Source organism: Arthrobacter sp. H-02-3 (assembly GCF_003097355.1).
GTDB classification, from domain to species: Bacteria; Actinomycetota; Actinomycetes; order Actinomycetales; family Micrococcaceae; genus Arthrobacter; species Arthrobacter humicola.
Genome location: NZ_PYUI01000003.1, coordinates 185,670 through 210,982, shown reverse-complemented (window position 1 = coordinate 210,982; position 25,313 = coordinate 185,670). Strand labels below are relative to the sequence as shown.

Here is a 25,313-nt window from a genome sequence, read left to right as displayed (position 1 = left end):
AGGTCCATACTTCTCTCAAAGAGAGGGGTCCTGGATTGCGGATTCTGATGGTTGAGGATGAGCGCGCACTTGCGGAAACGGTCCGCCGCGGGCTGAAGAACGAAGGGTTCGTCGTCGACGTCGCCCATGACGGCGTCTCCGGACTCCTGGCAGCGCTCGAGAATCCGTACGATGCGATCCTCCTGGACCTCATGCTGCCGCGGATGAACGGCTATGACGTCCTCAAAGAACTGCGGCAGCGCAAAGTCTGGGCTCCCGTCCTGATGCTCACGGCCAAGGATGGCGAATACGACCAGACCGATGCCTTTGACCTGGGAGCGGACGACTATCTCACGAAGCCATTCAGCTTCCTGGTTCTGGTGGCCCGGATCAGGGCGCTGATCCGTCGTGGAGCACCCGCCCGGCCCGTCGTCATGACGGTGGGCACGCTGACGCTGGATCCCGTTAACCGCAGCGTCCGCCGAGGGGAAACCGTCATCAGCCTCACGGCCAGGGAGTACGGGCTCCTCCAGTACCTGATGCGACGGCACGGCCAGATCGTCTCCAAGGTGGAGATCCTGCAAAACGTCTGGGACCCGGCGTTCGAGGGCGCGGACAACGTTGTGGAGGTCTACGTCAGCTACCTCCGGCGCAAGATCGATGCCCCCTTCGATCTCCACACACTGGCCACCGTGCGCGGCATGGGCTATCTGCTCAAAGCCGACCCGACCCCTGAGTCGTCTCCTGCCGTCCGGAGTCGCGGAGACTGAGGGCTGACTCCCCGGCAGGTTCCGGGCTGGGAAGGGCAATCTCAAAACGGCAGAGCCCCGGCGGTGCGTCGGCGGGACGGATGGTCCCGTGATGGGCGGCCACAATTTCCGCCGCGATGGCCAATCCCAGTCCGCTGCCGCCGCCGTCCCGGGAGCGGCTGCCGTCGAGCCGGACAAAGCGTTCGAAGATCCGGTCCCGGTCAGCCTCGGGAATGGGGTCGCCGTCGTTCTCCACCGTGATGACCGCCCGGTCTCCGGTGGTGTGCAGGTCCACGGCGATCCGGGACAGGGCATGGCGATCGGCGTTGTCCAGGACGTTCCGCAGCACCTGGGCCAGCCGGCGGCCGTCGCCGCGGATCCGTGCCGGGACGAGGTCCACTGAAACCTGGTGGCGGCTGGTCGACCGCAGCCGGCGGATCTCCTGGTCCACGACGTCGTCAAGGTCCACGTCCTTTTGTTCCACTTTCAGGCCGCCGTCACTTGCTTTAGCCAGCGTCAGCAGGTCCTCCACGAGGAAGCTCATGCGGTTCGTCTCTTCGGCGAGGACATCTTTCATGTGCAGCCACATCGCCCCGGTGGGGTCTGCCGCCGCGATCTCGATTCCCGCTTTGAGCGTGGCCAACGGGCTGCGCAGTTCGTGGCTGGCGTCCGAGACAAACCGGCGCTGTTCAGTGTCCGAAGCTTCCAGCCGGTCCAGCATTGTGTTCATGGTCAATGCCAGGGCCCGGACTTCATCGTTGGTCGGCGGCACATCGACGCGCCCGTCCAGCCGCCCTGCATTGATACGCGCCACCTGGCCCCGGATCCGTTCCACCTGGCGAAGGGAGCGACCCACCAGCAGCCACACGGATGCTGCCACGGTGAGCAGCAGCACCGGCGTGGCTCCCAGCATGAACCACGCCACCGTCGAGATCGTGTCCGCCTGAATCTGTGACGCCTGGGCCACGACCACCGCGTACTTCTTGGAACCGGAACCCGCACCGACGGTGACGATATGGTAGTTGTCGTTGTCGTCAATGCGGGGCAGGCCCGAGACGTCCTGGATCATGATCTGGCCCGGGCCGGGCCGCTGGGCAGACAGCGGGATACTGGCGACCACGGGATCCGAGGCGGCCACGACGATCCCGGCAGCGTCAAGCAACTGGACGAACTGCCCCGCATGCGAGGTACCCACGATATAGGTCCTGGCGTCCTCGATGTCTTGATCCGCCATTTCGGCGATCACGTCCATCGCCTTCTGCCGTGCTGTGGCTTCGGTGGCCCTGCTCAGGGATGTGTGTAGCAACACCAGTAGGACGAGGCCGCCGAGCAAAAGTGCCAAGGCCACAACGCCGACGGCGGCCGCCGTCGATCGCTTTCGTACGCCCCAGCGCGTCGCGCCCCAACGGCTCGCGTCCGGTCCGGGGGTGCCGCGCGGGGCCTGCTTGCTCGGTGCCATGGTCCAAGAATGCGGCACCGTGCGGCTCCGGACAACCAGGGGACAAGCGATCCGGCCACATTGCCGCGCAAGGCGCCGCTCTCAGCCTCTTCTCAGCAGCATGGGGGACAGTAAGAACAGGACCCGGGACGCCAGCCGCCTCCAAAGATTCCGGCCGCATGCTCTCCTCAACCAGCGTGCGGCCGGCCAGGTTCCTTTTACGAGCGCCGCCGGCGGCCCGCCGGCCCGGTCGCACCCGCGAAGCGATGGGTGGCGGGCGCGGACCTCACGACCGGGCAGCCACGCGGAGCCAGACAAATTGCCGCGGGTCCAGGACGATTCCGGTGTCGATGCGCACCTTGGCGCCGGTCAGGACGTCGACGGCGTCCCCCGTGAAGCCGGACAGCGTCCCCGGTGACACCTCCTGTGGCCCGTCGCTGAAGTTGGCCAGCACCAGAATCAGTGTTTCGGCTCCGGGGCGCTGGTACCCCAGGACGCCCGGATTGTTCGTGGCGAACCCGATCAGCCGGGTGCCGGCGAGTTCCGGCGTCGCGGACCGCGCGGAAACCATCCGGCGCAGCCCCGCGTAGACCGCCCCGGCCGGAGTTTCCGGGTCCGCGCGCAGCGCGTAGTCCGCAGCCGGGTAGTGCGGCCGGTGCACCCACCGGCTGTCCGCTCCATGCCCTGCCTCGAGGTCATACTGGTAGTCATTGAGCTGGCCGACCTCGTCGCCGAGATAGAGCAGCGGGATCCCGCCGGTGCTGAAAGCTACCGAATGGGCCAGCAGAATCCGCTCCACCGCAGCCACGGTTCCGTCCTCAAGCCCGCACAGGGACGCCGTCGTGCCGGAAATCCGGCAGTCGCCGGTGCGGGGGTTGTCCTGGAACGGCACACCGCGGGCGAAGCTTCCGGGAAAGCGGTTGACGTAGAAGGCATTGAGGAAGCGCCGGTGATCGAAGCCGTTGATGCCGAGTTCAGCTGCGTCTTCATCCGCGAACGTCCAGCCGATGTCGTCGTGGCTGCGGACATAGTTCACCCAGGACGTGCCGGCCGGGAGATTGTGCCGCCGGTCCAGAGCCTGCGAAAGCAGCGACACGTCGCGGGTGGCCAGCGACTCCCAGATCAGCGCCATCTGGAGGGGATTGTAGGAGAGTTGGCACTCGGCGGGGTCGATGTACCGTGCCACCTCATCGGGGTGGACGATCGCCTCGGATTTGAACAGCAATGACGGCGCGGCCAGCCGGCACACGGCATTGAACGCCTGAAGCAGCGTGTGGGCTTCCGGCAGGTTCTCGCAGGGCGTGCCGAGCTGCTTCCAAATGAAGGCGACGGCGTCCATCCGGAGAATATCCACGCCCTGGTTGGCCAGGAAGAGCATCTCACCGGCCATGGCCCGGAAGACGGCCGGGTTGGCGTAGTTCAGATCCCATTGGAACGTGTGGAAAGTGGCCCAGACCCAGCGCCCGTCCGGCATTTCAATGAAGGATCCGGGGTGGTCGTCCGGGAAGATTTCGCGCACGTTCTGCTCAAACGCGTCCGGCATTGTCCGGTCCGGGTAGATCCAGTAGAAGTCGCTGTACCCCGCCTCACCTTCGGCCGCTTTCCGGGCCCATTCGTGTTCGTCGGAGGTGTGGTTGAAGATGAAATCGACCACCAGACTGATGCCGTTGGCCCGCAGCTCGGCGGCGAGGTCGCGCAGCTGCTGCATGGTGCCCAGCTTGGGGTTGACCTGCCGGTAACTGGAGACGGCGTAGCCGCCGTCGGAATGCGGTTCGGGTGCCAGGAACAGCGGCATGAGGTGCAGATAGGTGAGGCCGAGTTCCTTGAAGTAGGGGATCCGGGCGCGGACGCCCTCCAGGTCCTCGGCGTACCGGTCGACATAACAGACGCCGCCGAGCATGGTGTTGGCCTGGAACCAGCCGCTGTTGTGCTCTCGTTCAGCGTCGAGGGCCTTGAGATCGGCCGGCCTCCCGGCCCACGACCGGGCGGACTGCAGCACGAGCTCCGTGAGCTGGTCCAGCCAATCGGGCCGTGCGCCGTAGAGATCCTGGAAGAGCCGGAGCAGTACCGGGAAATGGCGGTCGAAGCGTTCTTCGAAGACGGACCGGTCCGGGTCCTCCCAGGCGACTCCCGGGTCCGATGCCAGGACGCTGAGCACATGCTGGCGCGCCTCGTGATCCAAAACGGCCGGTTCAACCATGGAGGGTCTCCTTCGACGAACTGTGGCCCTCGGCGGCGCCACGACATGTCACATCCTTGCAGACGGACGGACCGGTGCCCAAGCACAAGGGCCGTGTTTCGGCACGCTCGTGCGACCCTTCCGGAGGTGGCCGCCACGGGCTGGGTCTATAGGCTTGCCAGATGACCGAGCCCGCCGCCCTCCTGCCGACGTTGCTGTGCGTCGGGCTCCTGATGGTGGTCACTGTCGGGCTTCTGGTGGCTTCCCGGATCCCGCACAGCGCCGCGCCCGCGGTGGCCATCCTCCGTGGAGCCGCTCAGCTGGCCGTCATCAGCCTGATACTCGGTGGAATCATCACCAGTCCCGTGTGGGTCGGCGCTGCGCTTCTCGTGATGTTTACGGTGGCAGCGGTGACGGCCGCACGGCGCCTCGGCTGGTCCTGGAGCCGGGTGGGCGTCGTCGGCGGCGCGATGGCCGCAGGCATCCTGGTGACCCTGGCAATCGATTTCGGCACGGGCGCGATCGCCTTCACGCCCCGGTATGCCCTGGCCATCGGAGGGATCGTGATCGGCAACGCGATGACGATTGCCACACTGGCGGGCCGGCATTTCGCCGAGGCAGTGAACGAGCGCTGGGATGAAGTCGAAGCCTGGCTGGCGTTGGGCGCGACGCGGCGCCAATCGACGTTGGAACTGGCCCGGCGTGCGGTCTATTCGGCACTCATCCCATCGACCGACCAGACGAAGACGACCGGCCTGGTCACCCTCCCGGGGGCTTTCGTCGGCGCGATCTTCGGGGGACTGTCACCCTTGGAAGCGGGCCGCTTCCAGATCGTCGTGCTCGCCTCGATCATGGCCGCAGGGTCCATTACCGCCGTCGTCCTCATCCGTGTCCTTGCGCCGGTGAGGGTGCGGCCCGCCCGGCCGCGCTGAAGCATGCCCCGCCCGCTGAAGCCTGCGCAGGGGCGTTGTGGCTAGGCCGGCACCCGGATGACCAGCGGGTCCATGGCCTGGCCGTCGGCGTACTGGCCGTCGAACAGTTCCGAGCCCGACTGGGAGATGGCGACGTCGACGCGCTCCCAGACCAGAAATCCCTCCATGTTGCGTGGCGCAGCGGTGCGCAGGGTACCGACATCGGTGCGCTCCTGCCCGCCGCCGTCGCCGGTGCTGATGGACAGGACCCCGTGCCCGGCCGCGAATTCGACCCAGGGATCCAGCAGCCGGACAAACATCATTCCGTGGTGGCCGGCGACGCGGACGTCGCCGCGGAACCGCAGCACACCCGTGCCGCTGGCGGGATCGTACTCGGCGCCGTCCGGGGCGAAACAGAATTCTCCGGACGCGGTCACGGTGGCGCCGTCCGCGGCGGAAACGGCTCCGTCAGGAAGCCCCGAAATGTAATCCATAAAGCTGCGCTTGATGCCCCAGGTCAGACCCGGCAAGGGCAGCGAAGCGGGGGAAGCGGACGCTGGTATCACGTAGGTTCTCCTGGGCTGTCGGGCGGATCTACGTCCGAGCCTAGCCGTGGATCCGCGCCCGGCTGAACTGTTGCAGCGCCAACGGCCCCGGATTCGTCGCATTTCTCTGACGGCGTAGCCACCTCGGGACTACTCCCCGGGCCGCGGTGGTTGACTTGGGTGAGTACCGGTGAGCAGGAGGTGCACAATGGCCGCAGCCGTGAGCAGGGTGCCCGGACCTGAAGCGTCCGGACCCGGGGCGTTCGGATCCGAGATGTCCGGGGACCCGCTGGATTCCTATTCCGCAACGGTCATCCGCGTCGCCGCGGCCGTCACGCCCCTTGTTGCAGCGCTCGAAATGACCGGCACCGGGCGCGCCGGCAGGCGCACGGGCGGCGCCGGTTCTGCCGTCCTGTTCACCTCGGACGGGTACCTTCTCACCAACGCCCATGTGGTGGGCGGCGCCGCATCCGGACACGCAGTCTTTGCCGACGGCACGAGCACCGCCGTCGAGGTGGTGGGTGCCGACCCGCTATCCGATCTCGCCGTGGTCCACGGCCGGGCGCCCACGGCGGCGCCGGCCGACATGGGCGACGCCGAATCGCTCCGGGTCGGGCAACTCGTGATCGCCGTGGGCAATCCGCTCGGACTTTCGGGGTCGGTCACGGCCGGGGTGGTCAGCGGGCTTGGCCGGTCCATCCCCGTCTGGTCCGGACGGAACCGGCGCGTAATCGAGGACGTCATCCAGACCGATGCGGCCCTCAACCCCGGCAGTTCCGGAGGGGCGCTGGCCGACGCCCGCGGGCGGATCGTCGGAATCAACACGGCCGTCGCCGGAGTGGGCCTGGGTCTGGCTGTCCCCGTCAACGCCACGTCCCGTCGGATCATCGCGTCGCTGCTCAAGGACGGCCGTGTCCGCCGGGCCTATCTGGGCCTGGTCAACACGCCGGTCCAGCTGCAGCCAAGCGCCGTCGTCCGGACAGGCCGCAGGCAGGGTCTGCTCGTGGTGGAAGTCCTTCCCGGCTCGCCCGCCGAACGTGCCGGGCTTCGGGCCGGCGACATCCTCCTGAAGGTCGGGCAGGTGTCTGTGTCCAACGCTGAGAGCCTACAGAAACTGCTCTTTGCCGAGGCAATCGGTGAGCCGCTGGATCTTGCGGTACTTCGCGACGGCACGGAGCTGCGTGTGGTCGCTGTACCCGCCGAGATGACCGAGAACCAATAGGGAAAGTCCAGCCTGACCGGGTGGCATTTCAGGACGGAATGACCCGGCTCGAGCCGAAATTCTGCCGCCCTGAGGCGTCCCGCGAACTACTTGAATGCGTTCGGCGGAGGCCCGCGGAATTACTTGTTTTGCGCCGGAAACACCTGCCTGCGATTGCGCGGCCTTACTTGGCGGTACTGATGCCTGTACGCGTCTTTCTTCGGCCGAAAGATCGGGTAGCGGCATGCCTTGTTGCGCCCAGCCAGGCGTGTCACGGTGACATTGGAAAGCCGGAGGGAACAGAGTCTCAGTACGGCCTGGTCTCGATGTTGATCCGGCTCTTCGCAGACGATTGAGTTCGTTTTATCTGGGGAAATCGGAGAGCATCGTGGAAAGCCTAACGGGACCAACACCCTCCATTTCGGTCCGATTGTTCGGATCATTCGAAGTACGCCGTGACGGCGTAGCCCTCACGGCCGCCGACATGGGGGGCTGCAAACCCCGCCACATACTGGAAATCCTCCTCCTGAACCTCGGAACGCCCGTGTCTAAAACCCGCCTGATCGATCTTCTCTGGGGCGCGGCAGCCAGCGACGGTTCCGTGGCCACACTGGAGAGCTACATCAGCGGCATACGGCGTGCCATCCAGCCCGGCCAGACCAAGACCGGTCCGCTCCGCACCGCCAACAGCGGCTACGTCCTGGATCCCACACTGGTGGATCTGGACCTGTTCCGGTTCCGTGGACTGGTCCGCGACGCCGGCGAACTGCCTCCTGACGAGGCGTATCCGCTGCTGCTCGAGGCCCTCGACATTTGTGCCGAGCCCCTGCTGGGGTTCGAACTTGCCTCCGATTGGGCAGAGGAGGCGCGCAGCCGCCATGCGGCAGAAAAAGTCGCCCTGCAGATCTTTGCCGCAGAAACGGCCGCCTCGCTGGACAAGCCGGACGACGCCGTCAACCTGGTCCAGGCGGCCATCCGTGCCGAGCCGCTCAATGAACGGGCCTGGACGGTGCTGGTGACTTCCTATGAGCAGGCCGGCCTGCCCGCCGAAGGACTCGCGGCGTACGACCGCTGCCGCCGCCTCTTCGACCGCGACCTCGGCTGCGCGCCGGGCCCTGCGTTGCAGGAGGCACATCTGAGGCTCCTGCGGCAGCGCGCCGAAAGCAACTCCGAGCTCTCAGAGGTACTGGCGGCCCTGCTCTTTCTGGGGGAGCGGCTGAACGGGCCCAAGGGGCGGCAACTGCCGCCGGCGGAGTCGCGGCGCATGCATGAGAACGCCGGGCGGGTGCTCGATTCTTTTCTCCAGCGCGTCCGGGCCGCGGTCTAACTCCTTGACGAGGGACGCCCGGGGCGCCCGGACGCGCCATATTTTGCGCACCCGCGGCCGCCGCAACCGGGGCGGGGCGTTAGCTTGGTCACGTGGCCGTGATTCTCGAGAAATCCGGCCGTGCCGGGCGTCATACTGGGAAGGTCCCTGGCGGGCAGTCCGACCGCCGGGTGTGAGGAGGGCCCATGGAAACCTTGAAGAACGTCGTCACGAACGAGTACTTCCCCGCTGCGGCAGTGCTGTCCGGGGTCATCCTGTTCTGGGTCCTTGGCCTTTTCGGCGGACTGTCCCTCCTAAGTACCCGCCAGTCTCCGGTGACCACCCTGACCTGGCTGCTGTTCGTCTACGCCGCAGCGGTACTGTCGCCCCTCGCGGGGCTCGTCGCCGCCGTCGATCTCGTCCGCCGTTGGCTGCGAAACCGGCAGGCACGCGAGGCGGAATCCGCCTAGCCTGCACTCCCCGGCAACACGGCCCCGACCGTACAGCGGTCGCGCGGCCTGCGCCGCTCCCTACTCGAAGCGGGAAGCGTCGCCCATGCCGCGGCGGACGACTTCGGCGACACCACTTGAGAAGTCGATCACCGTGGTCGGCTCGGCCCCGCAGTCGCCGGAATCGATCACGGCGTCTACGACGTGATCCAGCCGCTCCTTAATCTCCCACCCCTGCGTCAGCGGCTCGTCCTCATCCGGGAGCAGCAGCGTGCTGGACAGCAGCGGCTCGCCGAGCTCGGCCAGCAGTGCCTGGACCACGGGGTGGTCGGGGATGCGCACGCCGACCGTCTTCTTCTTCGGGTGCAACAGGCGTTTGGGGACCTCCCGGGTGGCGGGGAGGATGAACGTGTAGCTGCCTGGCGTGACGGCCTTGATACTGCGGAAGACGTCGTTGTCGATCTGGACAAACTGGCCCAACTGCGCGAAGTCCTTGCAGACCAAGGTGAAGTGGTGTTTGTTATCGAGGTGGCGGATGTTCCTGATCCGGTCCAGGGCTTCCCGGTTACCCAGTTGGGCGCCCAGGGCATAGCAGGAATCGGTGGGGTAGGCGATCAGGCCGCCGGAGCGCAGGATTTCCACCGCCTGGCTGATGGAGCGCGCCTGGGGGTTGTCGGGGTGCACATCGAAGTATCTCGCCATGGGTCGAGCTTACGCCCGACGGCGGTCTGGGCGCTGACGCAACGGTCCGATACGCGCGTCCGGCCGCCCCCGCCGTCGTGAAGTTTCGGTTTTCCGCACCGATTTCGGGCGCCCGCTGCGTGGATCCGCGTAGCGTCTGCCCCTTGTCGTAGCGGAAACCGGTGCTACGTCTGCGGGAGGCTTTCCGCCGGCCGGGGCAGCGCTTCGGTGGGTCTGCCGCCGTGCTTACCGGGGCGGGTGGAGTTTGTCCGTAGACAGGTCTGTCTGATAAGTTCTCATCGCCCCCTAGACAGTTCTGTCTACCAGCGGGACCGGAATCAGCTTCGAAGGACCCGACGCGAGTGATGTCTGGTCTCCGGCACGACCTGAAAGTAGAAGACAATTTCCATGACGCCCCAGCGCACGCTCGTCCTTGTTGCCCACCCTGACCTTGAAAGCTCGCGGATCACCGCGCACCTCACCAGAGCCATCATGGACATGGACCACGTGACCGTCCATGATCTTTCTGCCACATACCCGGACCGCCGGATCGATGCTGTCCGCGAGCAGGACCTGCTGCGCGGGCACGACACCATCGTCTGGCAATTCCCGTGGCACTGGTACTCCGTGCCCGGGGTTCTGAAGGAGTGGATGGATCAGGTGCTCACGTACGGCTTCGCCTACGGGGCTGGAGGCGACGCCCTCCGCGGAAAGCGGCTCCAGCTGGTGCTTTCGACCGGCGGCCCGGAAGCGTCCTACGCTCCGGCAGGGCACAACCGCTTCACGATGGATGAGCTCCTGCGCCCCCTTGACGCCACTGCGCACCTCTGCGGACTGGACATGGCCCAGCCGCTCATCCTGCACTCAGCGCCCCGCGTGGATGCCGATGAGCTTCAGCGGCACGCTGACCGGTACCGCGAACTACTGGCTCCAGCGGCGGCAACCACCGGGCGCTGACCAGCCACAGGCCCAAGCCATACAGCGGCGAGGTGCGGGCCGCCCCTCAGGCGGCCAGGGCGGCGAACATGAGCGCAAGCGCCCCGGCGGCCACGATTTCCACGGCCGTGTCGGCGACGTCCCGGAACCGGGGACAACGAGCACCCCGCAGCGCGCCGCCGCGGCTGCACAGAGCTGCGGCCACGGACCTGCCACCGGTTAGCGGCCAGAGCTGGAGGAGCAGCCGAAGGGTCCACGCCACGGTGGCGAGCCCAAAGAATACGGCCAAGCCAAAAGCCACAGCCGGCACCAGCGATAGCTGATCGCCCCACCCGGGGAGCCGTGCCGTCAGCGGCCCGGCCGCCGCAGCGCCGTGGTGTGCCGGGGCCACGGGAACCGGTGCCGGCGGGCCCGCTTCGGACTGAGGGACGGCCCCGAGGTCGCCGGCGGCCAGCATGAAGGCCATCGCGGCCATGGCCGCAGCATCGTAGAGGGGCTTCGCCCGGCCAGCAACTGGCCGGTCACCAACGTGCTTGCCGGCAACGGCCCGGCCACGGACCGGCGGCCCGTCCCGTGGGCGCGTCCGGTACGAGACGGCCTGCACTACGAACCACCAGGAGCCCAGAACAAATAGGAGAACCTGCGGCAGGAGGGGCCACTGCCCGCGCGGCAGCAACATCAGCGCCATCGCCGCCATCATGAGGGAATGCAGCGCCAGCCCGACCCGACCTGCCGCTCCGGAAGCGGCCATGGCCCGGCAGGCCGAGTACAGCGTTGCCGCCAGGAGAAGTACCGCCGTAGTCCAGCGCGCGGCCTCGTCCGCAGTCACGTCGGCACGGTCACGACTGCTCGTCGTGATGAATCCGTTCGCCAAGATGCCGCAATGGCTCGCCGCTGCCGTTCCACTGCAGGGCGATGAACTCCGCGGCAATGGACACGGCCGTTTCCTCGGGCGTGCGGGCGCCCAGATCAAGGCCCACCGGGCTGTGGAGCCTGGATAGCTCGTCGTCGCCCAGTCCCGCCTCCCGCAGCCGTGCCAACCTGTCCTCATGAGTGCGGCGGGAGCCCATGGCGCCGATAAACGCCACGGGGCTGCCGCGCAGGGCCACCTCAAGGACGGGGATGTCGAACTTCGGGTCGTGGGTGAGGACGCACAGCACGGTCCTGGCATCCAGCAGGCCTTGGGCGAACTGGTCGCTCAGATAGCGGTGCGGCCACGCATTGACCACCTCGGCGGCGTCGGGGAATCTCGCCGGCGTGGCAAAGACCGGCCGGGCATCGCACACCGTCACCCGGTAGCCCAGGAAGGCGCCCAGGCGGGCAAGCGCGGCGGCGAAGTCGATGGCGCCAAAGACGATCATGCGTGGCGGTGGAGCATAGCTGGCGAAGAAGACACGCATACCGGTGTCCAGCCGTTCGCCGTCGACGCCGTAGTTCAGGATGCCTGTGCGCCCGGCGGCGAGGAGGCCCTGGGTGTCGTCGCCCACGGCGTGGTTGGTTCGCTCCGAACCCAGATCACCTTCACACCCTCCGGGCCGGACGATCAGGTGCCGTCCCACCCGCGTGGCATCGGGGTGTTCGATGACCGTGGCGACCCCTACCCGGCGCCCGGCGGCGATGTCCTGTGCCACTTCGTTGAGTTCGGGGAATCGGTGCCGGGAAACAGGTTCGACGAAGATGTCGATGATCCCGCCGCAGGTCAGGCCCACCGCGTAGGCATCGTCGTCGCTGATCCCGTAGCGCACCAGGGCGGGCTCGCCGTCGGCCTTCACCTGGCTGGCCAGCTCGTAGACGGCCCCCTCGACGCAGCCGCCGGAGACGGAGCCCACGGCGTCGCCGCCAGCCGTTACCAGCATCGCCGCCCCCGGGAGCCTGGGTGCTGACTTGAATGTGCTCACGACGGTGGCCAGGCCCGCGGTGGCGCCGCTCTGCCAGTCGGGCAACATGGCCGCCAGGACATCGCGCATCGGCGCTCCTCAGAGCCTGCCGCACAGGCGGAGCATCCGGAACGCAGACCGCCGCCCGGCCCAGTACGCAATGCACGCCACCACGGCGACGACGCCGAGGACTTTCACCGGGCTGGAAAGCTGGTCCGCCGCGATTCCCTTGGCCAGGCTCAACGCATCCAGGCTGGCGGCCGGCGCGGCACCGTTGGGGGCGCCTGCCATGGCCGGCGCCGCCGCAGTTGGAGCACCCGCCGTCGTGCCTGCAGGGGGAGCAGAAACCGCAGCCGACGCCGGGACCGGCTCGGGGACGGCCTGCGCTGCGGGAGCCGGTGCCGCGGCCGATGACGCCTCCGGGCCCTGTTCCGGGACAGGGGGCGCCCCTTCAGCCAGCATCGCCTGCAGGTTGTTCGCGAAGAGGGCCATCATCTGCTCCGTGACGCTGCCGATGACGCCCTTGCCCATGGCGGCGGCCTTGCCGGACAGCGCCAGGTCCGCGCTGACGGACCCCCGTGTGGTGTCGCCTTCTTCTGTGAGCGTCAGGGTCACGGTCGCCTCGGCGGTGCCCTGTCCGCGGGTCTCCTGTGCCTTGCCGCCGAGCACGGCACGGTGGTCGGCCGCGTTGCGTTCGATGACGTTCAGCAGGCCCTTGTACTGCATTGAGACGGGGCCGAGCTTCACGCTCATGCCCACCTGGTAGGCGTCGTCGGAGAGCTTGTTCAGGATTCTGGCCCCGGGAAGGCACCCGGCCACCCGTTCAAAGTCCATCAGCGTGTCCCACACCGTGTCGATCGGGGCGACCACCGAGAAAGTGCTGTCTATCTGCATGAGTTCCCTCTTCCCTTGAGTGATGCCTGGCCGTCGCCGCGGATTGCGGCCGCCACCTCTGCCAGCGCTGTGTAGCTGTGTCCGCTGACGAATTCGTCGCAGTACGGCAGCGCTGCGGCCATTCCACCCACCAGCGGCTGGTACTGCGGCGCTGCCTTGCGTGGATTGACCCAGATGATCCGGTACGCCAGGCGCCGCAGTCGCGCCATCTGGGCCGCGACCTGTTCGGGGTCCTCCTGCGCCCAGCCGTCCGAGAAGATCACCACCACCGCGCCGCGGGCCAGGCCGCGGCGGCCGTGCTCGTCGACGAAGTGCCGGATGCTGTCGGCGATCCGCGTTCCGCCGGCCCAGTCCGGGGCGGCCGTGGCGGCCCGGGCCAGGGCCTCGTCGGGATCGCGGAGCGCCAGTTGCCGGGTCAGGCGTGTCAGCCGGGTGGAAAACACGAAGGCCTCGGCGCCGGCACCTGCCACGGCTCCCTGCAGCAGCGAGACGAAGATCCGCGCATACGGTTCCATGGATCCGGAGACGTCGCACAGCATCACCAGCTTGCGGCGCTGCGGGCGGCGCCGGGCATACAACAAGCGGGTGGTGTCAGTGCCCGAGCGCCGGGCCGCACGGACCGTGGCGCGGACGTCCAGCCGGGCGCTGCTGTGGGCGGACTTCCGGGCGCGGCGGCTCAGGCGCGTCGGGGTGGCGAGCAGCAGCCGGGACGCCAGCCGCCTGATCTCCACGACTTCCTCCTCCGTCAGCTGAGCGAAGGACGCTTCGTGCAGCCGCTCCTCGGGGGAGGCCATAGCCAGCACGGCCTCCCGCTCCGGGGCGTTGCCGTCTTGGCCGGCGTCCTGTCCCGCGGAGGCAATCGCCGGCGCCGGGCGCGGGGGAGCAGGCGCGTAGCCGGGCGCACGGCCCTCGGCCGGAGACGGGCGGGTGCGGGTCTCCTCAGGGGCCCCGGCCGGGGCCGCGGCCGGAGCCACGGCGCGGGCGGGAGGCCCGGAGGGGTCAAAGCCGCCGCGGAACACCGCGGAAAAGACGGCGTCGAAGACCGGCAGCTGCTCGCGGGCTGACACCAGCACCACCCGGGACGCCCAATACAGCTTTTCTGCGTCGCCGGGAGGGATCAGGCGGAGTGCCTCGGCCAGCCGGACTGCCCGGTCCGGTGAGCACGCGAGCCCGGTCCGGCGCAGGGCGGTGACGAAGGCCGCCGACAGGGCCGCCGCTTCTACCGTGGGGGGCGCAGCGCGCATGTCCTGCGGGGTCCCGGCCGTCAAGGCGCTCACCCGCCCGTGCCGGCCACGAGCCAGTCGGCCCCCCGGGCACCGACCAGTTCGAGGTCATCACGGTTCTTGACGATGGAGCCGAGGGTCTGTTCCGCCGTCGTGGCGTCGATGCGATCAATGCCGAGCACTGCCAGGGCCGAGACCCAGTCAATCGCCTCGGAAATGCCGGGCGGCTTGGCCAGGTCCAGGGTGCGCAGCCGGGTAATGACGGCGGCTGCCTGGAGGGCCAGGGGGCCGCTGCTCGCCGGCACCCTGCGGCGGACGATCTCCGCGATCCGCTCCGGTCCGGGGTAGTCGATCCAGTGGTAAAGGCAGCGCCGGGTCAGAGCGTCGTGAAGGTCCCGCGTCCGGTTGGACGTGAGGATCACGATCGGCGGATGGGTGGCCCGAATGGTGCCCAGCTCCGGGATGGTGACGGCGGCCTCGGCGAGCAGTTCGAACGTGAAGGCTTCGAACTCGGCGTCGGCGCGGTCGATTTCGTCCAGCAACAGTACGGCCGGGCGCGGACCGGGGTGTTCGATCGCCTGCAGGAGCGGGCGCCGCAGCAGGTACTCCGGGGCGAAGAGGTCTGTTTCGGTGACGGAGGCGTCCCGGACCTCGGCCAGCCGGATGCCAAGCAGCTGGCGCTGGTGGTTCCACTCATAGAGGGCCTCACCGGCGTCGATTCCCTCGTAGCATTGCAGCCGGTACAGCGGGGTGTCGAGGAGCTCGGCGAGCGCTTTTGCCGCCTCCGTCTTCCCGACTCCGGCCTCGCCTTCCAGCAGGATGGGCTGCGGCAGGCGGACAGCCAGGAACAGGGCGGTCGCCAGCCCGACGTCGGCCAGGTAGTTGTTGCGGTCCAGGGCTGCCATCAGTGACGGGACATCCGGGACCCGGCGTTGCACGTCTTCCTCCGCGCCGGCCCGCGCCGCCGCCGTCATACAGCCTCCCGCAGCCGGCCAAGGAGCCGCCTGTAGTCTTCCTCGGTGTCCACATCCAAAGGGACAGGGCCGGGCGTGCGGACCTCGACGACGTCGTCCGCCCGCTGTTCGAGGAGCTTCCAGACCGCTTTGTCCCCGTGGAGTGCGGCCAGGGCCGGAATCAGGCGACGGGCAAATGCCATCGGGTGGCCCACGCCGTCGTCATAGCGGCAGACCGCGATCCCGGCCGGGACGGGAGAGCGGGCAGGGATGGCCGAGGCGGCGGGGCCGGCAGGGCCGCCGGTGGCGGCAACCGGAGCAGCGCCGGAACCCGCCTGCCGGAGGGCGCCGAGTACGGCCCCGACACTGGCGGCCCGGACGCCGGGCTGGTCACCGAGCAGCAGGACCACGGCATCGGTCTCCGGGTCCACCGCGGCGAGGGCGGTGGCGATCGAGGACGCGCACCCTTCGCCGAAGTCCGGGTTGAGCACCACCTCGCAGCCGCTCGTGTCCACGGTGCGCTGCACCTCTTCCGCCGCGCCGCCCAGGGCCAGGACCGTCTGGCTGAAAGTGCAGGCCCGGGCGGTCGCCAGGACCGCATCGAGCAGGACGCCCGTGCCATAGGGAAGGAGCTGCTTGGGCCGGCCGAGGCGCCGGGAGGCTCCCGCGGCCAGGATGATGGCGGCGGTCCTGGGCTCGAGGCTTGCCGCCGCCCTCAGCGGCTCAGGGTGCGGGGGCATGTCAGGTTGCGAGGGCATAGCGCTCCGGATCTTTGCGGAAGGCCGCCCGGCAGCCGGGGGAGCAGAAGTACACGGTGACCCCGTTGTAGTCCAGGTGCAGGGACGTTTCGACGGCCGGGACGGACATGCCGCAGACCGGATCAACGGCGCTCGCAGGCCCCGGCTCGGTGGGCGCCGGCTCGGTGGGCGCCGCCGGGACCCCGGGCTGCGCCGCGGCGTCAGCCAGGGACACCGCGGCGTGCCGGGCCTTGGACCGCTCCCCGACAAGCTGGGCAAGAATGGACAGCGCGATCTCCCCGGGCGTCCGGGCGCCGAGCTGCAGCCCGGCGGGTGTGAACACCCGGGCACGCAGGGCGTCGTCGACGTCGAGGGATTCCAGCACCGCGGCGCCGCGGGTCCCGCTGGCCACCAGGGCTACATAGGGGACTCCGGCGCGCAGGGCGGTCTCCAGGGCACCCTCCTCCGCCTTTCCGTGCGAGGCGACAATCAATGCCGCGTCATCCCCGCGGGGTTCCGCGGATTCGCCGTCCGTGAGTTCGACGTCGAGGCCGACGCCGGAGCCGAGCGTCGCGAGGGCCTGCGCCACCGGAGCCGTGCCCACCACCAGGACCCGGGGCGCCGGAATCCGCGGCTGGAGGAAGATCTCGATCGCGCCGCCGCTGAGGCACGGATTGGAGACCTCGACGGCGCCCTCCTCCGCCGTGCGCGACGGCTCGCCGGGCAGCACCCGCAACAGGAGCGGTTCCTGGGAGGCCAGAACCTGCAGGCTGTACTCGCGCACCGACGCCTCGACGCAGTTCCCGCCCACGAAACCCAGGATTTCGCCCGTGGGCAGTACGAGGGCCGTGTCCCCGGCATGGGCACTTGTGGGGTGCTGGGCGCGGACCACCAGGGCGTGGACGAACGGCTCGCGTCGGCCGGCGAGTTCTTCCGCCCTGGCGGCCAGGGACTCTGCGGTGGCGGGCATCAGATCGGCGGCCTTGCCCGGCCCTGCATGGCAGCCCAGACGCGGGCGGGCGTGCAGGGCATGTCCATGTGCGTGACGCCGTAGGGCGCGAGCGCGTCCACGACGGCGTTGACGATCGCCGGCGGCGAGCCGACGGTGGCAGACTCGCCGATGCCCTTCGCACCGATCGGGTGATGAGGTGAGGGGGTGACGGTGAAACCGGTCTCCCAGTCCGGTACTTCCATCGCCGTGGGGATCAGGTAGTCCATGAACGACCCGCCCAGGCAGTTGCCGTCGGCGTCGAACTCGATGATCTCCATGAGGGCCATGCCCACGCCGTCGGTCAGTCCGCCGTGGACCTGGCCTTCGATGATCATCGGGTTGATGCGGGTGCCGCAGTCATCAACCGCGATGAAGCGCCGCACCTTGACGTGCCCGGTGCCGGAGTCGACGTCGACGACGCAGATGTAGGCCCCGAACGGGAAGGTGAGGTTGGGCGGGTCGTAGGTGACTTCGGCGTCGAGGTTGCCGTCCACGCCTTCGGGGAGGGCCACGGTGCCGTGGGCGCCCATGGCGATCTCGGCGATGGTCTTGCCGACGCTGGGGTCGCCCTTGACGAACCAGCGGCCCTTCTCCCATTCGAGGTCCTCGGGGCGGGTCTCCAGCATGGCCCCGGCGATCAGCTTGGCCTTCTCGCGCACCTTTCGGGCTACCAGGGCGACGGCGCCGCCGCTGACCGGCGTCGAACGGCTGCCGTAGGTGCCGAGGCCGAACGGGGTCTGGTCGGTGTCCCCGTGCACGACGTCGATGTCCTCCGGCGGGATCCCGAGTTCCTCGGCCACGATCTGGGCGAAGGTGGTCTCGTGGCCCTGGCCCTGGCTTTGCACCGAGAGCCTGACCACGGCCTTGCCGGTGGGGTGGACGCGGAGTTCGGCGCCGTCGGCCATGCCGAGGCCCACGATGTCGAAGTGCTTTCGGGGGCCGGCTCCCACGACCTCGGTGAAGAAGGAGACGCCGATGCCCATGAGTTCCCCGCGCTCGCGCTTTGCGGCCTGCTCGCGCCGGAGGTCCTCGTACCCGGCGAGCTGCATCGAGAGCCGCATGGCGGCCTCGTAGTTGCCTGAGTCGTACACCCAGCCGGTCTTGTTGGCGTAGGGGAACTGCTCCGGCTTGATGAAGTTCTTCAGCCGCAGCTCCGCCGGATCCATCTCCAGCTTGCGGGCCAGGATGTCCACCATCCGCTCCACGAGGTACACGGCCTCGGTGACGCGGAACGAACAGGCGTATGCGACTCCGCCGGGCGCCTTATTGGTGTAGACGCCGGTGACGGAGCAGTGGGCGGCCTTGAGGTCGTAGCTGCCGGTGAAGATGGAGAAGAACCCGGCCGGGGTCTTGGTGGGCTGGGCGGTGGCGTTGAAGGCGCCGTGGTCGGCCAGCACGTGGGTGCGCAGGCCAAGGATCTTGCCGTCCTTGGTCGCGGCGATCTCGCCCTGCATAATGTAGTCCCGCGCGAACGAGGTCGACATCAGGTTCTCGGAGCGGTCCTCCACCCATTTGACCGGGTGGCCGGTGACGATGGAGCCGACGACGGCGAGGATGTAGCCGGGATAGATCCCGACCTTGTTGCCGAAGCCGCCGCCGATATCGGGGGAGACGATCCGGATCTTGTGTTCGGGGATGCCGGCGACGATCGCGAACAGGGTGCGGTGCGCGTGCGGGGCCTGGGTGGTCTCGTAGAGCGTCAGCTTGCCGCTGACGGCATCGAAATCGGCGACGGCGCCGCATGTCTCCATCGGTGCGGGGTGGACCCGCGGGTACACCATCTCCTGGCTCACCACGACGTCGGCGCTGGCGAACACCGCGTCGGTTTCGGCTTTGTCGCCCATCTCCCAGTCGAAGATCCGGTTGTCCGTCCGGCCCTCGATTTCGTCGCGGATCACCGGCGCGTCCGGGTCCAGCGCCTTGCGGGCGTCCACCAGCGGGGGAAGGACGTCGTACTCGACCTCGATCAGTTCGAGCGCGTCCCGGGCGGCGTACCGGTCCTCGGCTACGACGAACGCGACCTCCTGCCCCTGGAACCGGACTTTGTCGGTGACCAGGACAGCCTGGACATCCGCGGAGAGCGTCGGCGCCCACGCGAGGTTCAGGCCCAGGAGGTCCTTGCCCGTGATGACGGCCACCACCTTCGGATGCGCCAAGGCATTGGTGGTGTCGATGGACACGAGCCGGGCGTGCGCCACCGGGGCCCGCAGGATGGCGCCGTGCAGCATTCCCGGCAGCACGATGTCGTCAACGTAGTGGCCTTTGCCGCGCACAAAGCGCGGGTCTTCTTTGCGTTGGATGCGCCCGTAGCCGATCGGACGGTCTTCGTCGCCGGCGGCCGGGTTTGACGGCCGGTCATGGATGACGGTCATGCCTTCACCTCTGTGGCTGTGTTTGCTGTCTCTGCCGCGACATCCGGGACGGCGGTGTCCGTGCCGTCCAGGACTTCCTCGGCCGTCGGTGCGTCCTCCGGGCCTGTGCCGGCCGGATGGGCGGCGGCCCATTGGACCGAGCGCACGATCGTCGCGTAGCCCGTACACCGGCAAATCTGCCCGGAAATGGCCTGCCGGATCTCAGTGTCGTCCGGGTGCGGATTCTTATCAAGGAGTGCCCGGGCCGTCAGCATCATCCCCGGGGTGCAGAAGCCGCACTGCAGCCCGTGCTCCTCCATGAAGCCTTGCTGCACGGGGTCCAGGGTGCCGCCGGCGGCCAGCCCCTCGACGGTGCGGATGTCGTGGCCCGCGGCCATGGCGGCCAGGACGGTGCAGGACTTCACGGGCTGCCCGTCCATCAGGACCACGCAGGTCCCGCAGTTGCTGGTGTCGCAGCCCCAATGTGTACCTGTGAGGCCCAGGACCTCGCGGATGTAGTGGACCAGCAACACGCGGGGCTCAATCTCGCTCGTGACGTCGCTGCCGTTAACGGTCATGCTGATCTGCATCGGCTTCAGCCTTCCTGCATCTGGGCGGCGCGGGCACAGGCCAGCCGCAGTACCCGCCGGGTGAGCTCATCGGCGAGATGCCGTTTGTAATCGACCGGGCCGCGTTGGTCCGCTACGGGATCGCACGCTGCGGCAGCAAGCCGGCCGGCCTCGGCGAACAAGTCCTCGGTGGGACGCTTGCCGCGGAGCACGGCCGCGGCCTCGTCGACCGTATGGTCAAGGCCCAGCGCAGTGAGTCCGACGGCCGCGTCCTCGACGGTCCCGTCAGCGGCGAGGACGACGGCCGCTCCGGCGGCACCGACGGCCCAGTCACCCACCCGGCGCTCGACCTTCTCGTAGGCGCTGCCCGAGCGGGGGCGTATGGGGAACCTGAGTTCGCAGAGCAGCTCATCCTGCCCGACCGCTGTTTGGTACGCTCCGCGGTGGAAGTCCGGCATGGGCAGGACGCGCTCGCCACCTGGCCCGCGGATCACGGCCTCGGCGCCCAGGACGTCACACACAGTGGAGAGGTCCTCGGCAGGGTCGGCCTGGCAGAGCGAACCGCCGATGGTGCCACGGTTGCGCACCACGGGGTCGGCAATGACCAATTCAGCGTCCCGGACAATGGGGAACAGTGCCGCGACCTCGTACGATTCCAGCAAGGTGGTGTGGCGGGTCATGGCGCCGACCCTTAGGGTGTTGCCGTCACGGAGGATGAAGTCCAGCTCGTAGAGGTCATTGATGTCGATCAGCCATTCGGGCCGGGAAAGGCGAAGCTTCATCATCGGCAGGAGGCTATGGCCGCCAGCCACTACCCGGGATTCGGGACCGTAGCGGGCGAGAAGTTCCAGGGCGTTGTCCACGGTGGTGGCGCGCACGTAGTCAAATGGAGCCGGAATCTGCATAGTCCCTACCTCACTCCGAACCGCCGGCGGCGTGGGGCAGTGATTGCCTTGCGCCGGATTAAGGTCAGTCTTGCCCCGGCCCAAGGGGGGTGTCAATATCGTCATAAGCGAAAGGTTATGAAGCCGTGGCGATGACATTGGGACAGTTGCGCACGTTCGCCCTCGTGGCCAAGCTGGGCTCTCTGCATGCAGCCGCAGCCCACCTCGGAGTCAGCGAACCGGCCGTGTCGGCAGCGCTCGCCGCACTCAGGCAGGATCTTGACGACCCTCTGTTCGTTCGCGCCCACGGCGGCATTACGCTGACTCCCGGCGGCCGGGCGCTCGCCGAATACGCCCAGGACATCGTCGGCCTGGCTGACAAGGCCCGGTGGGAAGTTGCGCATGCCCAGACCGAGACCGGACGCTTGAAGATCGTGGCGACGGCGCCGTTCGCGGAGCACGCTGCCGGCCGCCTCCTGGACCTGTTCACCCGGCGGGTTCCGGGAGCCTCCGTCGATGTGGTCGTGGAGCAGGCGGAAGATGTGGCATCGCTGATGCTGGAACGCGTCTACGACATCGCCCTGGGAATCAGGCCCCCTGTCCGCAACGGCGCTGCCCACAACAGCGCCGACGCCAAGGACCCTGCCGACGTCGGGCTCGATTCAGTGCCGTTCCTGCGGTACCAGCGGGTCTTCGTGGTGGCCGCAGGGCATCCCCTCGCGTCGCTGCACGGACCCGTACGGCTGAGTGAACTCCTGGGCCGGCCGTGGTTTGCCGGCCCCGCCGGCATCCAAGAGACGAGCGAAGAAGGCCGCTGGCTGGCTGCCCAGGGAGTGGTGCCGGAGATCGTCTGCCTCAGCAGCGAAACGGAGGCCCTTGCCGCCGTACGGGCGGGTGAAGGAACGATGCTGGCGCTCGGCCACATTGTCCGGGCCGAAATCCGCAGCGGCTCCCTGGTCCGTGTGCCGGTCGCCGGAACGCCGATCTCCGGCCTCTGGTGGGCCAGCACCCTGGACCGGGGCCGGGCCACCACCATGGCACGGACCCTGCAGCGGTTTGCCGGCACTGCCGATGCCACGGCGGCCATGGTGGCTCCCGGTGGCTCGCGCGGGCTGGAGCGCCGGGGTCCCAAGTTCCACGTCGCGTTGTGGAGTTGAGGCAGCTGGCGGGGGCGCCGGGCTGTGGTGCCGGTCGCTGTGTCGCGTTGCGCAACGCCGGGGCGGGTGCTAACCCTTGAGGGTCAGACGATCCGTTCACCCGCGAGAAGGAGTAGCAATGACGTTGTCCCGAGACGAAGACAGCTCGCTGCGGCATTGGAGCAGCCGGCTCATCCAGGCCCTGCAGATCCTCGACCTTGAAGTCGACCACGAAAAGATCGTCGAGGTCGCGGAAGAATCCGTCAAAGCCGTCGGGCCGCACGCGGATGCCATCAGCGCATTCATGGTGGGCTATGCGGCCGGCACCGCGTCCACCAAGGGCCGGAAGGGCACGCAGGAAGCTGTGCACGCGGCGTCGAACAAAGTCATTGAGCTCTGCGAGCACGGCGAATCCGGCGGTCCGGACGAGGAAGGCTGGGTCAAGCGGGCACAGTAGCAGCGGTCCGGCGCTCGCGCCGGCGCTGGCAGCGGGCAGGCCGCAGGAAGTAGGCAGCTCGCCGGCTACAGGTTCAGGCGTCAGCGGACAGGCCGCGTTCCCTCAAGGGGACGCGGCCTGTGCTGTGTTCGGGGCCGGTCAGTGGGACATGCTCATTGCTGCGGAGGACATGCTCATTGCTGGGGCGTAGGGGTGGGCATGGTGGTGTTATGTCCAGTGGCCGGGGCCGCGGCTGGGCATGTCCCGCGGCGGCGGCGTGGTGCTGCGCGGGACATGCTCATTGCCCCGGAGGACATGCTCATGGCTGGGGCGCAGGGATGGGCATGGTGGTGTTATGTCCAGTGGCCGGGGCCGGGGCTGGACATGTCCCGGGCCCTGAGCCCCGGCCTACGGAAGCGTGCGCCTACGGCCGGGCTGCCCCGGCGGAGACGGGTGGCGCGCTGTCCGGTGTCTGGTCCAGGCTTGGTTCGAGCCGGACGATGACCGCCTTCGAAATCGGCGTGTTGCTGCCCTCGGCCGTGTGGTTCAGCGGCACGAGCACGTTGGCCTCGGGGTAGTACGCGGCCGCGCAGCCGCGGGCCGTCGGGTAGGACACGACGCGGAACTTGCGGACCACGCGTTCTTCGCCGTCCTCGTACACGCCGCGGATGTCCACGTACTGTCCGTCCGCCAGGCCGAGCTCGGCGAGGTCGTCCGGGTTCACGAACACCACATGGCGGCCCTTCTTGATGCCCCGGTAGCGGTCGTTGTGCGAGTAGATGGTGGTGTTGAACTGGTCGTGGGAGCGCATGCTCTGCAGGATCAGGGTGCCTGCCGGCCGCTGGACATGCTCAAGGTCGTTGACGGTCAGCACGGCTTTGCCGGTCGGCGTGGGGAACGTGCGCGAGTCGCGGGGGCCGTTGGCGAGAACAAACCCGCCATCCTGTCGGATCCGCTGGTTGTAGTCCTCGCAGCCGCCCACTACCCGAGAAATGTGATCGCGGATGAGGTCGTAGTTCTTTTCAAAGCCGTCCCAGTCGGCCTTGATCTTGGTGCCGACGAGGAGCTTGCCCAGCCGGCTCAGGATGGCCGGCTCGGATAGCAGCTGATGGGACACCGGCTCGACGCTGCCCCAGGACGGGTGGACGGCGCAGACGGTGTCCTCCACGGACACGAACTGGGGCCCGGATTCCTGGATGTCAATCTCGGTCCGGCCCATCGTGGGGAGGATCAGCGCCTCGCGGCCGGTCACTGCGTGGGACCGGTTCAGCTTCGTCGAGATCTGGACCGTCATCTCCGTGTTTTCCATCGCAGCTTCGGCCGCATTCGTGTCCGAGATCGCCGCCACCAGGTTGCCGCCCAAGGCGACGAAGACCTTGATCTCGCCGTCGCGCATCTGGTTGATGGTCTCGACGGCGTCCGTGCCGTGTTCGCGCGGCGGCTCGAAGTCGAACTCCTTGCCGAGGGCTTCCATGAAGGACTGCGGCATCTGCTCCCAGATCCCCATGGTGCGGTCGCCCTGGACATTGCTGTGTCCGCGGATGGGGGACGCACCGGCGCCGGGCTTGCCGATATTGCCGCGGAGCAGCAGGAGGTTGATGATCTCCTTGATGGTGGCCACGCCCTTTTTCTGCTGCGTGATGCCCATGGCCCAGGTGATGATGACTTTCTCGGCTTTGAGGTAGCGGGCCGCCAGCTCATCGATGTCCTCGCTCCGCAGGCCGGTGGCCTCCAGCACAGCGCTCTCATCCAGCCGGGCCAGGTGCTCCTTGAGCTCCTCGAGTCCCTCGCAGTGTTCGGCCAGGAAGGCGTGGTCCAGGACAGTCCCGGGCTTCCTGGCCTCGGCGTCGAGCACGCGCTTGGACACGGCCTGCAGCAGCGCCATGTCCCCGCCGATCCGGATCTGCAGGAACTGGTCCGCGATCTGGACGCCGTGGCCGATTACCCCGTTGACCTGCTGCGGGTTCTTGTACCGCCGCAGCCCGGCCTCGGGCAGGGGATTGACGGCCACGATCTCGCCGCCGTTGTGCTTGCAGTTCTCAAGCTCAGTCATCATCCGCGGGTGGTTGGTCCCCGGGTTCTGGCCCATGATGATGATCAGGTCCGCGTTGGCGTAGTCGTCGAAGCTGACGGTCGCCTTACCGATGCCGATGGTCTGGCCCATGGCCCAGCCCGAGGATTCGTGGCACATATTGGAGCAGTCCGGCAGGTTGTTGGTGCCGTAGCCGCGGACCAGCAGCTGGTACAGGAAGGCCGCTTCGTTCGACGTGCGGCCGCTCGTGTAGAACGCCGCGCGGTCGGGGGAGTCCAGCCCCTTGAGCTTGTCGGCGACAATCCGGAGCGCTTCGTCCCAGCTGACCGGCTTGTAATGGTCCTCCCCGGCGGGCTTGTAGACCGGCTCCGTGAGCCGGCCCTGCATGCCGAGCCAGTACTCGGACCGGCTGCGCAGCTCGCTGACCGGGTGCTCCGCCCAGAAACTGGAGGGAATCGTGATCGGGGTCGCCTCCCACGTGACGGCCTTGGCCCCGTTCTCACAGAACTCGAACGCCTTGCGGTGGTGCGGGTCCGGCCACGCACAGCTCGGGCAGTCGAAGCCGTCCTTCTGGTTCATGGCCATAACGGTCTTCCGCGTCCGGTTGAGCCCCATCTGCTCGATGGCCGGCTTCATGGAGTGGTACACGCCCGGGACGCCGGCGGCCCAGCTTTTCGGCCCGTTCTCGACAACGAGCTCTTTCTCGGACGGTTCCTCCACCTGAGGAGTCTTGCGAGTCACGTGAACTTCCCTTCTGCAACCGCCGCCCGGATGGGACGACGAGCCGATGTGCCACTATGCACCCTACCGTCAGGCCTATCAGCTTGCCCGGAGTGCCGCAAGCAATCCGGCGTGC

General features: G+C 68.2%; 23 protein-coding genes. 8 read left to right on the top strand and 15 right to left on the bottom strand.

What is annotated here, in order from left to right; translation table 11 throughout:
- Positions 1-35: 35 nt before the first annotated feature.
- The gene (locus C9424_RS04965) at positions 36-749 is read left to right on the top strand and encodes a response regulator transcription factor (protein WP_116765792.1); all 714 of its coding nucleotides are present in this window, start codon (positions 36-38) and stop codon (positions 747-749) included.
- On the opposite strand, the gene C9424_RS04960 is transcribed toward C9424_RS04965, so the two are convergent.
- Entirely contained in the window at positions 694-2,187 is a 1,494-nt protein-coding gene (locus tag C9424_RS04960) for a sensor histidine kinase (protein WP_116765791.1), read from the bottom strand. The genes C9424_RS04965 and C9424_RS04960 overlap by 56 nt on opposite strands.
- Before the next feature lie 265 nt (positions 2,188-2,452).
- Complete coding sequence (locus C9424_RS04955) at positions 2,453-4,366, bottom strand: amylosucrase (protein WP_116765790.1); 1,914 nt, start codon at positions 4,364-4,366, stop codon at positions 2,453-2,455.
- Between the two features lie 161 nt (positions 4,367-4,527).
- On the opposite strand from C9424_RS04955, the gene C9424_RS04950 reads away from it, so the two are divergent.
- Positions 4,528-5,277: an ABC transporter permease gene (locus C9424_RS04950; RefSeq protein WP_116765789.1), complete on the top strand. Its 750-nt coding sequence runs from the start codon at positions 4,528-4,530 to the stop codon at positions 5,275-5,277.
- Positions 5,278-5,318: 41 nt separating this feature from the next.
- Here the strand turns inward: C9424_RS04950 and C9424_RS04945 are convergent, their stop codons facing one another.
- Positions 5,319-5,924, bottom strand: coding sequence for an HtaA domain-containing protein (locus tag C9424_RS04945; protein WP_116765788.1), 606 nt, complete (start codon positions 5,922-5,924; stop codon positions 5,319-5,321).
- A 151-nt stretch (positions 5,925-6,075) separates the two neighbouring features.
- Between C9424_RS04945 and C9424_RS04940 the strand changes: the two genes are divergently transcribed.
- From C9424_RS04940 to C9424_RS04930, 3 genes are all read left to right on the top strand, one after another.
- Positions 6,076-7,023, top strand: a complete 948-nt coding sequence (locus C9424_RS04940; protein WP_116765918.1) for a S1C family serine protease — start codon at positions 6,076-6,078, stop codon at positions 7,021-7,023.
- 463 nt (positions 7,024-7,486) lie between these two features.
- The gene (locus C9424_RS04935; protein ID WP_116765917.1) at positions 7,487-8,329 is read left to right on the top strand and encodes an AfsR/SARP family transcriptional regulator; all 843 of its coding nucleotides are present in this window, start codon (positions 7,487-7,489) and stop codon (positions 8,327-8,329) included.
- Positions 8,330-8,514: 185 nt separating this feature from the next.
- Entirely contained in the window at positions 8,515-8,778 is a 264-nt protein-coding gene (locus tag C9424_RS04930; RefSeq protein WP_091248003.1) for a hypothetical protein, read from the top strand.
- A gap of 60 nt (positions 8,779-8,838) precedes the next feature.
- On the opposite strand, the gene C9424_RS04925 is transcribed toward C9424_RS04930, so the two are convergent.
- Positions 8,839-9,459 carry an L-threonylcarbamoyladenylate synthase gene (locus C9424_RS04925; RefSeq protein WP_116765787.1) on the bottom strand — a complete coding sequence of 207 codons (621 nt, stop codon included), beginning with the start codon at positions 9,457-9,459 and terminating at the stop codon, positions 8,839-8,841.
- A gap of 387 nt (positions 9,460-9,846) precedes the next feature.
- Here C9424_RS04925 and C9424_RS04920 point away from each other — a divergent pair, with 387 nt between their 5' ends.
- On the top strand, positions 9,847-10,395 hold the full coding sequence (locus C9424_RS04920; RefSeq protein WP_116765786.1) for an NAD(P)H-dependent oxidoreductase: 549 nt from the start codon (positions 9,847-9,849) through the stop codon (positions 10,393-10,395).
- 46 nt (positions 10,396-10,441) lie between these two features.
- Here the strand turns inward: C9424_RS04920 and C9424_RS04915 are convergent, their stop codons facing one another.
- Genes C9424_RS04915 through C9424_RS04870 form a run of 10 tightly spaced genes read right to left on the bottom strand, consistent with a single transcriptional unit; the run spans position 10,442 to position 20,874 of the window.
- Positions 10,442-11,203 carry a DUF5134 domain-containing protein gene (locus tag C9424_RS04915; RefSeq protein ID WP_116765785.1) on the bottom strand — a complete coding sequence of 254 codons (762 nt, stop codon included), beginning with the start codon at positions 11,201-11,203 and terminating at the stop codon, positions 10,442-10,444.
- Positions 11,204-11,213: 10 nt separating this feature from the next.
- Positions 11,214-12,341, bottom strand: coding sequence for an XdhC family protein (locus C9424_RS04910; protein WP_116765784.1), 1,128 nt, complete (start codon positions 12,339-12,341; stop codon positions 11,214-11,216).
- Between the two features lie 9 nt (positions 12,342-12,350).
- Positions 12,351-13,145 carry an SRPBCC family protein gene (locus C9424_RS04905; RefSeq protein WP_116765783.1) on the bottom strand — a complete coding sequence of 265 codons (795 nt, stop codon included), beginning with the start codon at positions 13,143-13,145 and terminating at the stop codon, positions 12,351-12,353.
- Entirely contained in the window at positions 13,136-14,389 is a 1,254-nt protein-coding gene (locus C9424_RS04900) for a vWA domain-containing protein (protein ID WP_116765916.1), read from the bottom strand. The genes C9424_RS04905 and C9424_RS04900 overlap by 10 nt, the downstream gene beginning before the upstream one ends.
- A 29-nt stretch (positions 14,390-14,418) precedes the next feature.
- A complete protein-coding gene (locus C9424_RS04895) occupies positions 14,419-15,342 on the bottom strand; it encodes an AAA family ATPase (RefSeq protein WP_202615770.1) in 924 nt (307 codons plus the stop codon).
- A complete protein-coding gene (locus C9424_RS04890) occupies positions 15,339-16,079 on the bottom strand; it encodes a nucleotidyltransferase family protein (protein ID WP_237563294.1) in 741 nt (246 codons plus the stop codon). The genes C9424_RS04895 and C9424_RS04890 overlap by 4 nt, the downstream gene beginning before the upstream one ends.
- Positions 16,063-17,028 (bottom strand): XdhC family protein, encoded by a 966-nt coding sequence (locus C9424_RS04885; RefSeq protein WP_116765781.1) that lies wholly within the window; start codon positions 17,026-17,028, stop codon positions 16,063-16,065. The genes C9424_RS04890 and C9424_RS04885 overlap by 17 nt, the downstream gene beginning before the upstream one ends.
- On the bottom strand, positions 17,028-19,421 hold the full coding sequence (locus C9424_RS04880; RefSeq protein ID WP_116765780.1) for an aerobic carbon-monoxide dehydrogenase large subunit: 2,394 nt from the start codon (positions 19,419-19,421) through the stop codon (positions 17,028-17,030). The genes C9424_RS04885 and C9424_RS04880 overlap by 1 nt, the downstream gene beginning before the upstream one ends.
- Positions 19,418-19,990 carry a (2Fe-2S)-binding protein gene (locus C9424_RS04875; protein WP_116765779.1) on the bottom strand — a complete coding sequence of 191 codons (573 nt, stop codon included), beginning with the start codon at positions 19,988-19,990 and terminating at the stop codon, positions 19,418-19,420. The genes C9424_RS04880 and C9424_RS04875 overlap by 4 nt, the downstream gene beginning before the upstream one ends.
- Before the next feature lie 5 nt (positions 19,991-19,995).
- A complete protein-coding gene (locus C9424_RS04870) occupies positions 19,996-20,874 on the bottom strand; it encodes an FAD binding domain-containing protein (protein WP_116765778.1) in 879 nt (292 codons plus the stop codon).
- 131 nt (positions 20,875-21,005) lie between these two features.
- Here C9424_RS04870 and C9424_RS04865 point away from each other — a divergent pair, with 131 nt between their 5' ends.
- Together C9424_RS04865 and C9424_RS04860 are read left to right on the top strand one after the other, a co-directional pair.
- Positions 21,006-22,010 carry a LysR family transcriptional regulator gene (locus C9424_RS04865; RefSeq protein ID WP_116765777.1) on the top strand — a complete coding sequence of 335 codons (1,005 nt, stop codon included), beginning with the start codon at positions 21,006-21,008 and terminating at the stop codon, positions 22,008-22,010.
- Between the two features lie 118 nt (positions 22,011-22,128).
- Positions 22,129-22,446, top strand: a complete 318-nt coding sequence (locus C9424_RS04860; protein WP_116765776.1) for a DUF6457 domain-containing protein — start codon at positions 22,129-22,131, stop codon at positions 22,444-22,446.
- A gap of 403 nt (positions 22,447-22,849) precedes the next feature.
- Here the strand turns inward: C9424_RS04860 and C9424_RS04855 are convergent, their stop codons facing one another.
- Positions 22,850-25,198, bottom strand: a complete 2,349-nt coding sequence (locus tag C9424_RS04855) for an FdhF/YdeP family oxidoreductase (protein ID WP_116765775.1) — start codon at positions 25,196-25,198, stop codon at positions 22,850-22,852.
- Positions 25,199-25,313 lie beyond the last annotated feature (115 nt).

Coding starts and splice junctions, on each gene's coding strand:
- C9424_RS04960 (WP_116765791.1), bottom strand. CDS start 2,187: ATGGCACCGAGCAAGCAGGCCCCGCGCGGCACCCCCGGACCGGACGCG.
- C9424_RS04955 (WP_116765790.1), bottom strand. CDS start 4,366: ATGGTTGAACCGGCCGTTTTGGATCACGAGGCGCGCCAGCATGTGCTC.
- C9424_RS04950 (WP_116765789.1), top strand. CDS start 4,528: ATGACCGAGCCCGCCGCCCTCCTGCCGACGTTGCTGTGCGTCGGGCTC.
- C9424_RS04945 (WP_116765788.1), bottom strand. CDS start 5,924: ATGCGACGAATCCGGGGCCGTTGGCGCTGCAACAGTTCAGCCGGGCGC.
- C9424_RS04940 (WP_116765918.1), top strand. CDS start 6,076: ATGTCCGGGGACCCGCTGGATTCCTATTCCGCAACGGTCATCCGCGTC.
- C9424_RS04935 (WP_116765917.1), top strand. CDS start 7,487: ATGGGGGGCTGCAAACCCCGCCACATACTGGAAATCCTCCTCCTGAAC.
- C9424_RS04930 (WP_091248003.1), top strand. CDS start 8,515: ATGGAAACCTTGAAGAACGTCGTCACGAACGAGTACTTCCCCGCTGCG.
- C9424_RS04925 (WP_116765787.1), bottom strand. CDS start 9,459: ATGGCGAGATACTTCGATGTGCACCCCGACAACCCCCAGGCGCGCTCC.
- C9424_RS04920 (WP_116765786.1), top strand. CDS start 9,847: ATGACGCCCCAGCGCACGCTCGTCCTTGTTGCCCACCCTGACCTTGAA.
- C9424_RS04910 (WP_116765784.1), bottom strand. CDS start 12,341: ATGCGCGATGTCCTGGCGGCCATGTTGCCCGACTGGCAGAGCGGCGCC.
- C9424_RS04905 (WP_116765783.1), bottom strand. CDS start 13,145: ATGCAGATAGACAGCACTTTCTCGGTGGTCGCCCCGATCGACACGGTG.
- C9424_RS04900 (WP_116765916.1), bottom strand. CDS start 14,389: ATGCGCGCTGCGCCCCCCACGGTAGAAGCGGCGGCCCTGTCGGCGGCC.
- C9424_RS04895 (WP_202615770.1), bottom strand. CDS start 15,342: ATGACGGCGGCGGCGCGGGCCGGCGCGGAGGAAGACGTGCAACGCCGG.
- C9424_RS04890 (WP_237563294.1), bottom strand. CDS start 16,079: ATGCCCTCGCAACCTGACATGCCCCCGCACCCTGAGCCGCTGAGGGCG.
- C9424_RS04885 (WP_116765781.1), bottom strand. CDS start 17,028: ATGCCCGCCACCGCAGAGTCCCTGGCCGCCAGGGCGGAAGAACTCGCC.
- C9424_RS04880 (WP_116765780.1), bottom strand. CDS start 19,421: ATGACCGTCATCCATGACCGGCCGTCAAACCCGGCCGCCGGCGACGAA.
- C9424_RS04875 (WP_116765779.1), bottom strand. CDS start 19,990: ATGCAGATCAGCATGACCGTTAACGGCAGCGACGTCACGAGCGAGATT.
- C9424_RS04870 (WP_116765778.1), bottom strand. CDS start 20,874: ATGCAGATTCCGGCTCCATTTGACTACGTGCGCGCCACCACCGTGGAC.
- C9424_RS04865 (WP_116765777.1), top strand. CDS start 21,006: ATGACATTGGGACAGTTGCGCACGTTCGCCCTCGTGGCCAAGCTGGGC.
- C9424_RS04860 (WP_116765776.1), top strand. CDS start 22,129: ATGACGTTGTCCCGAGACGAAGACAGCTCGCTGCGGCATTGGAGCAGC.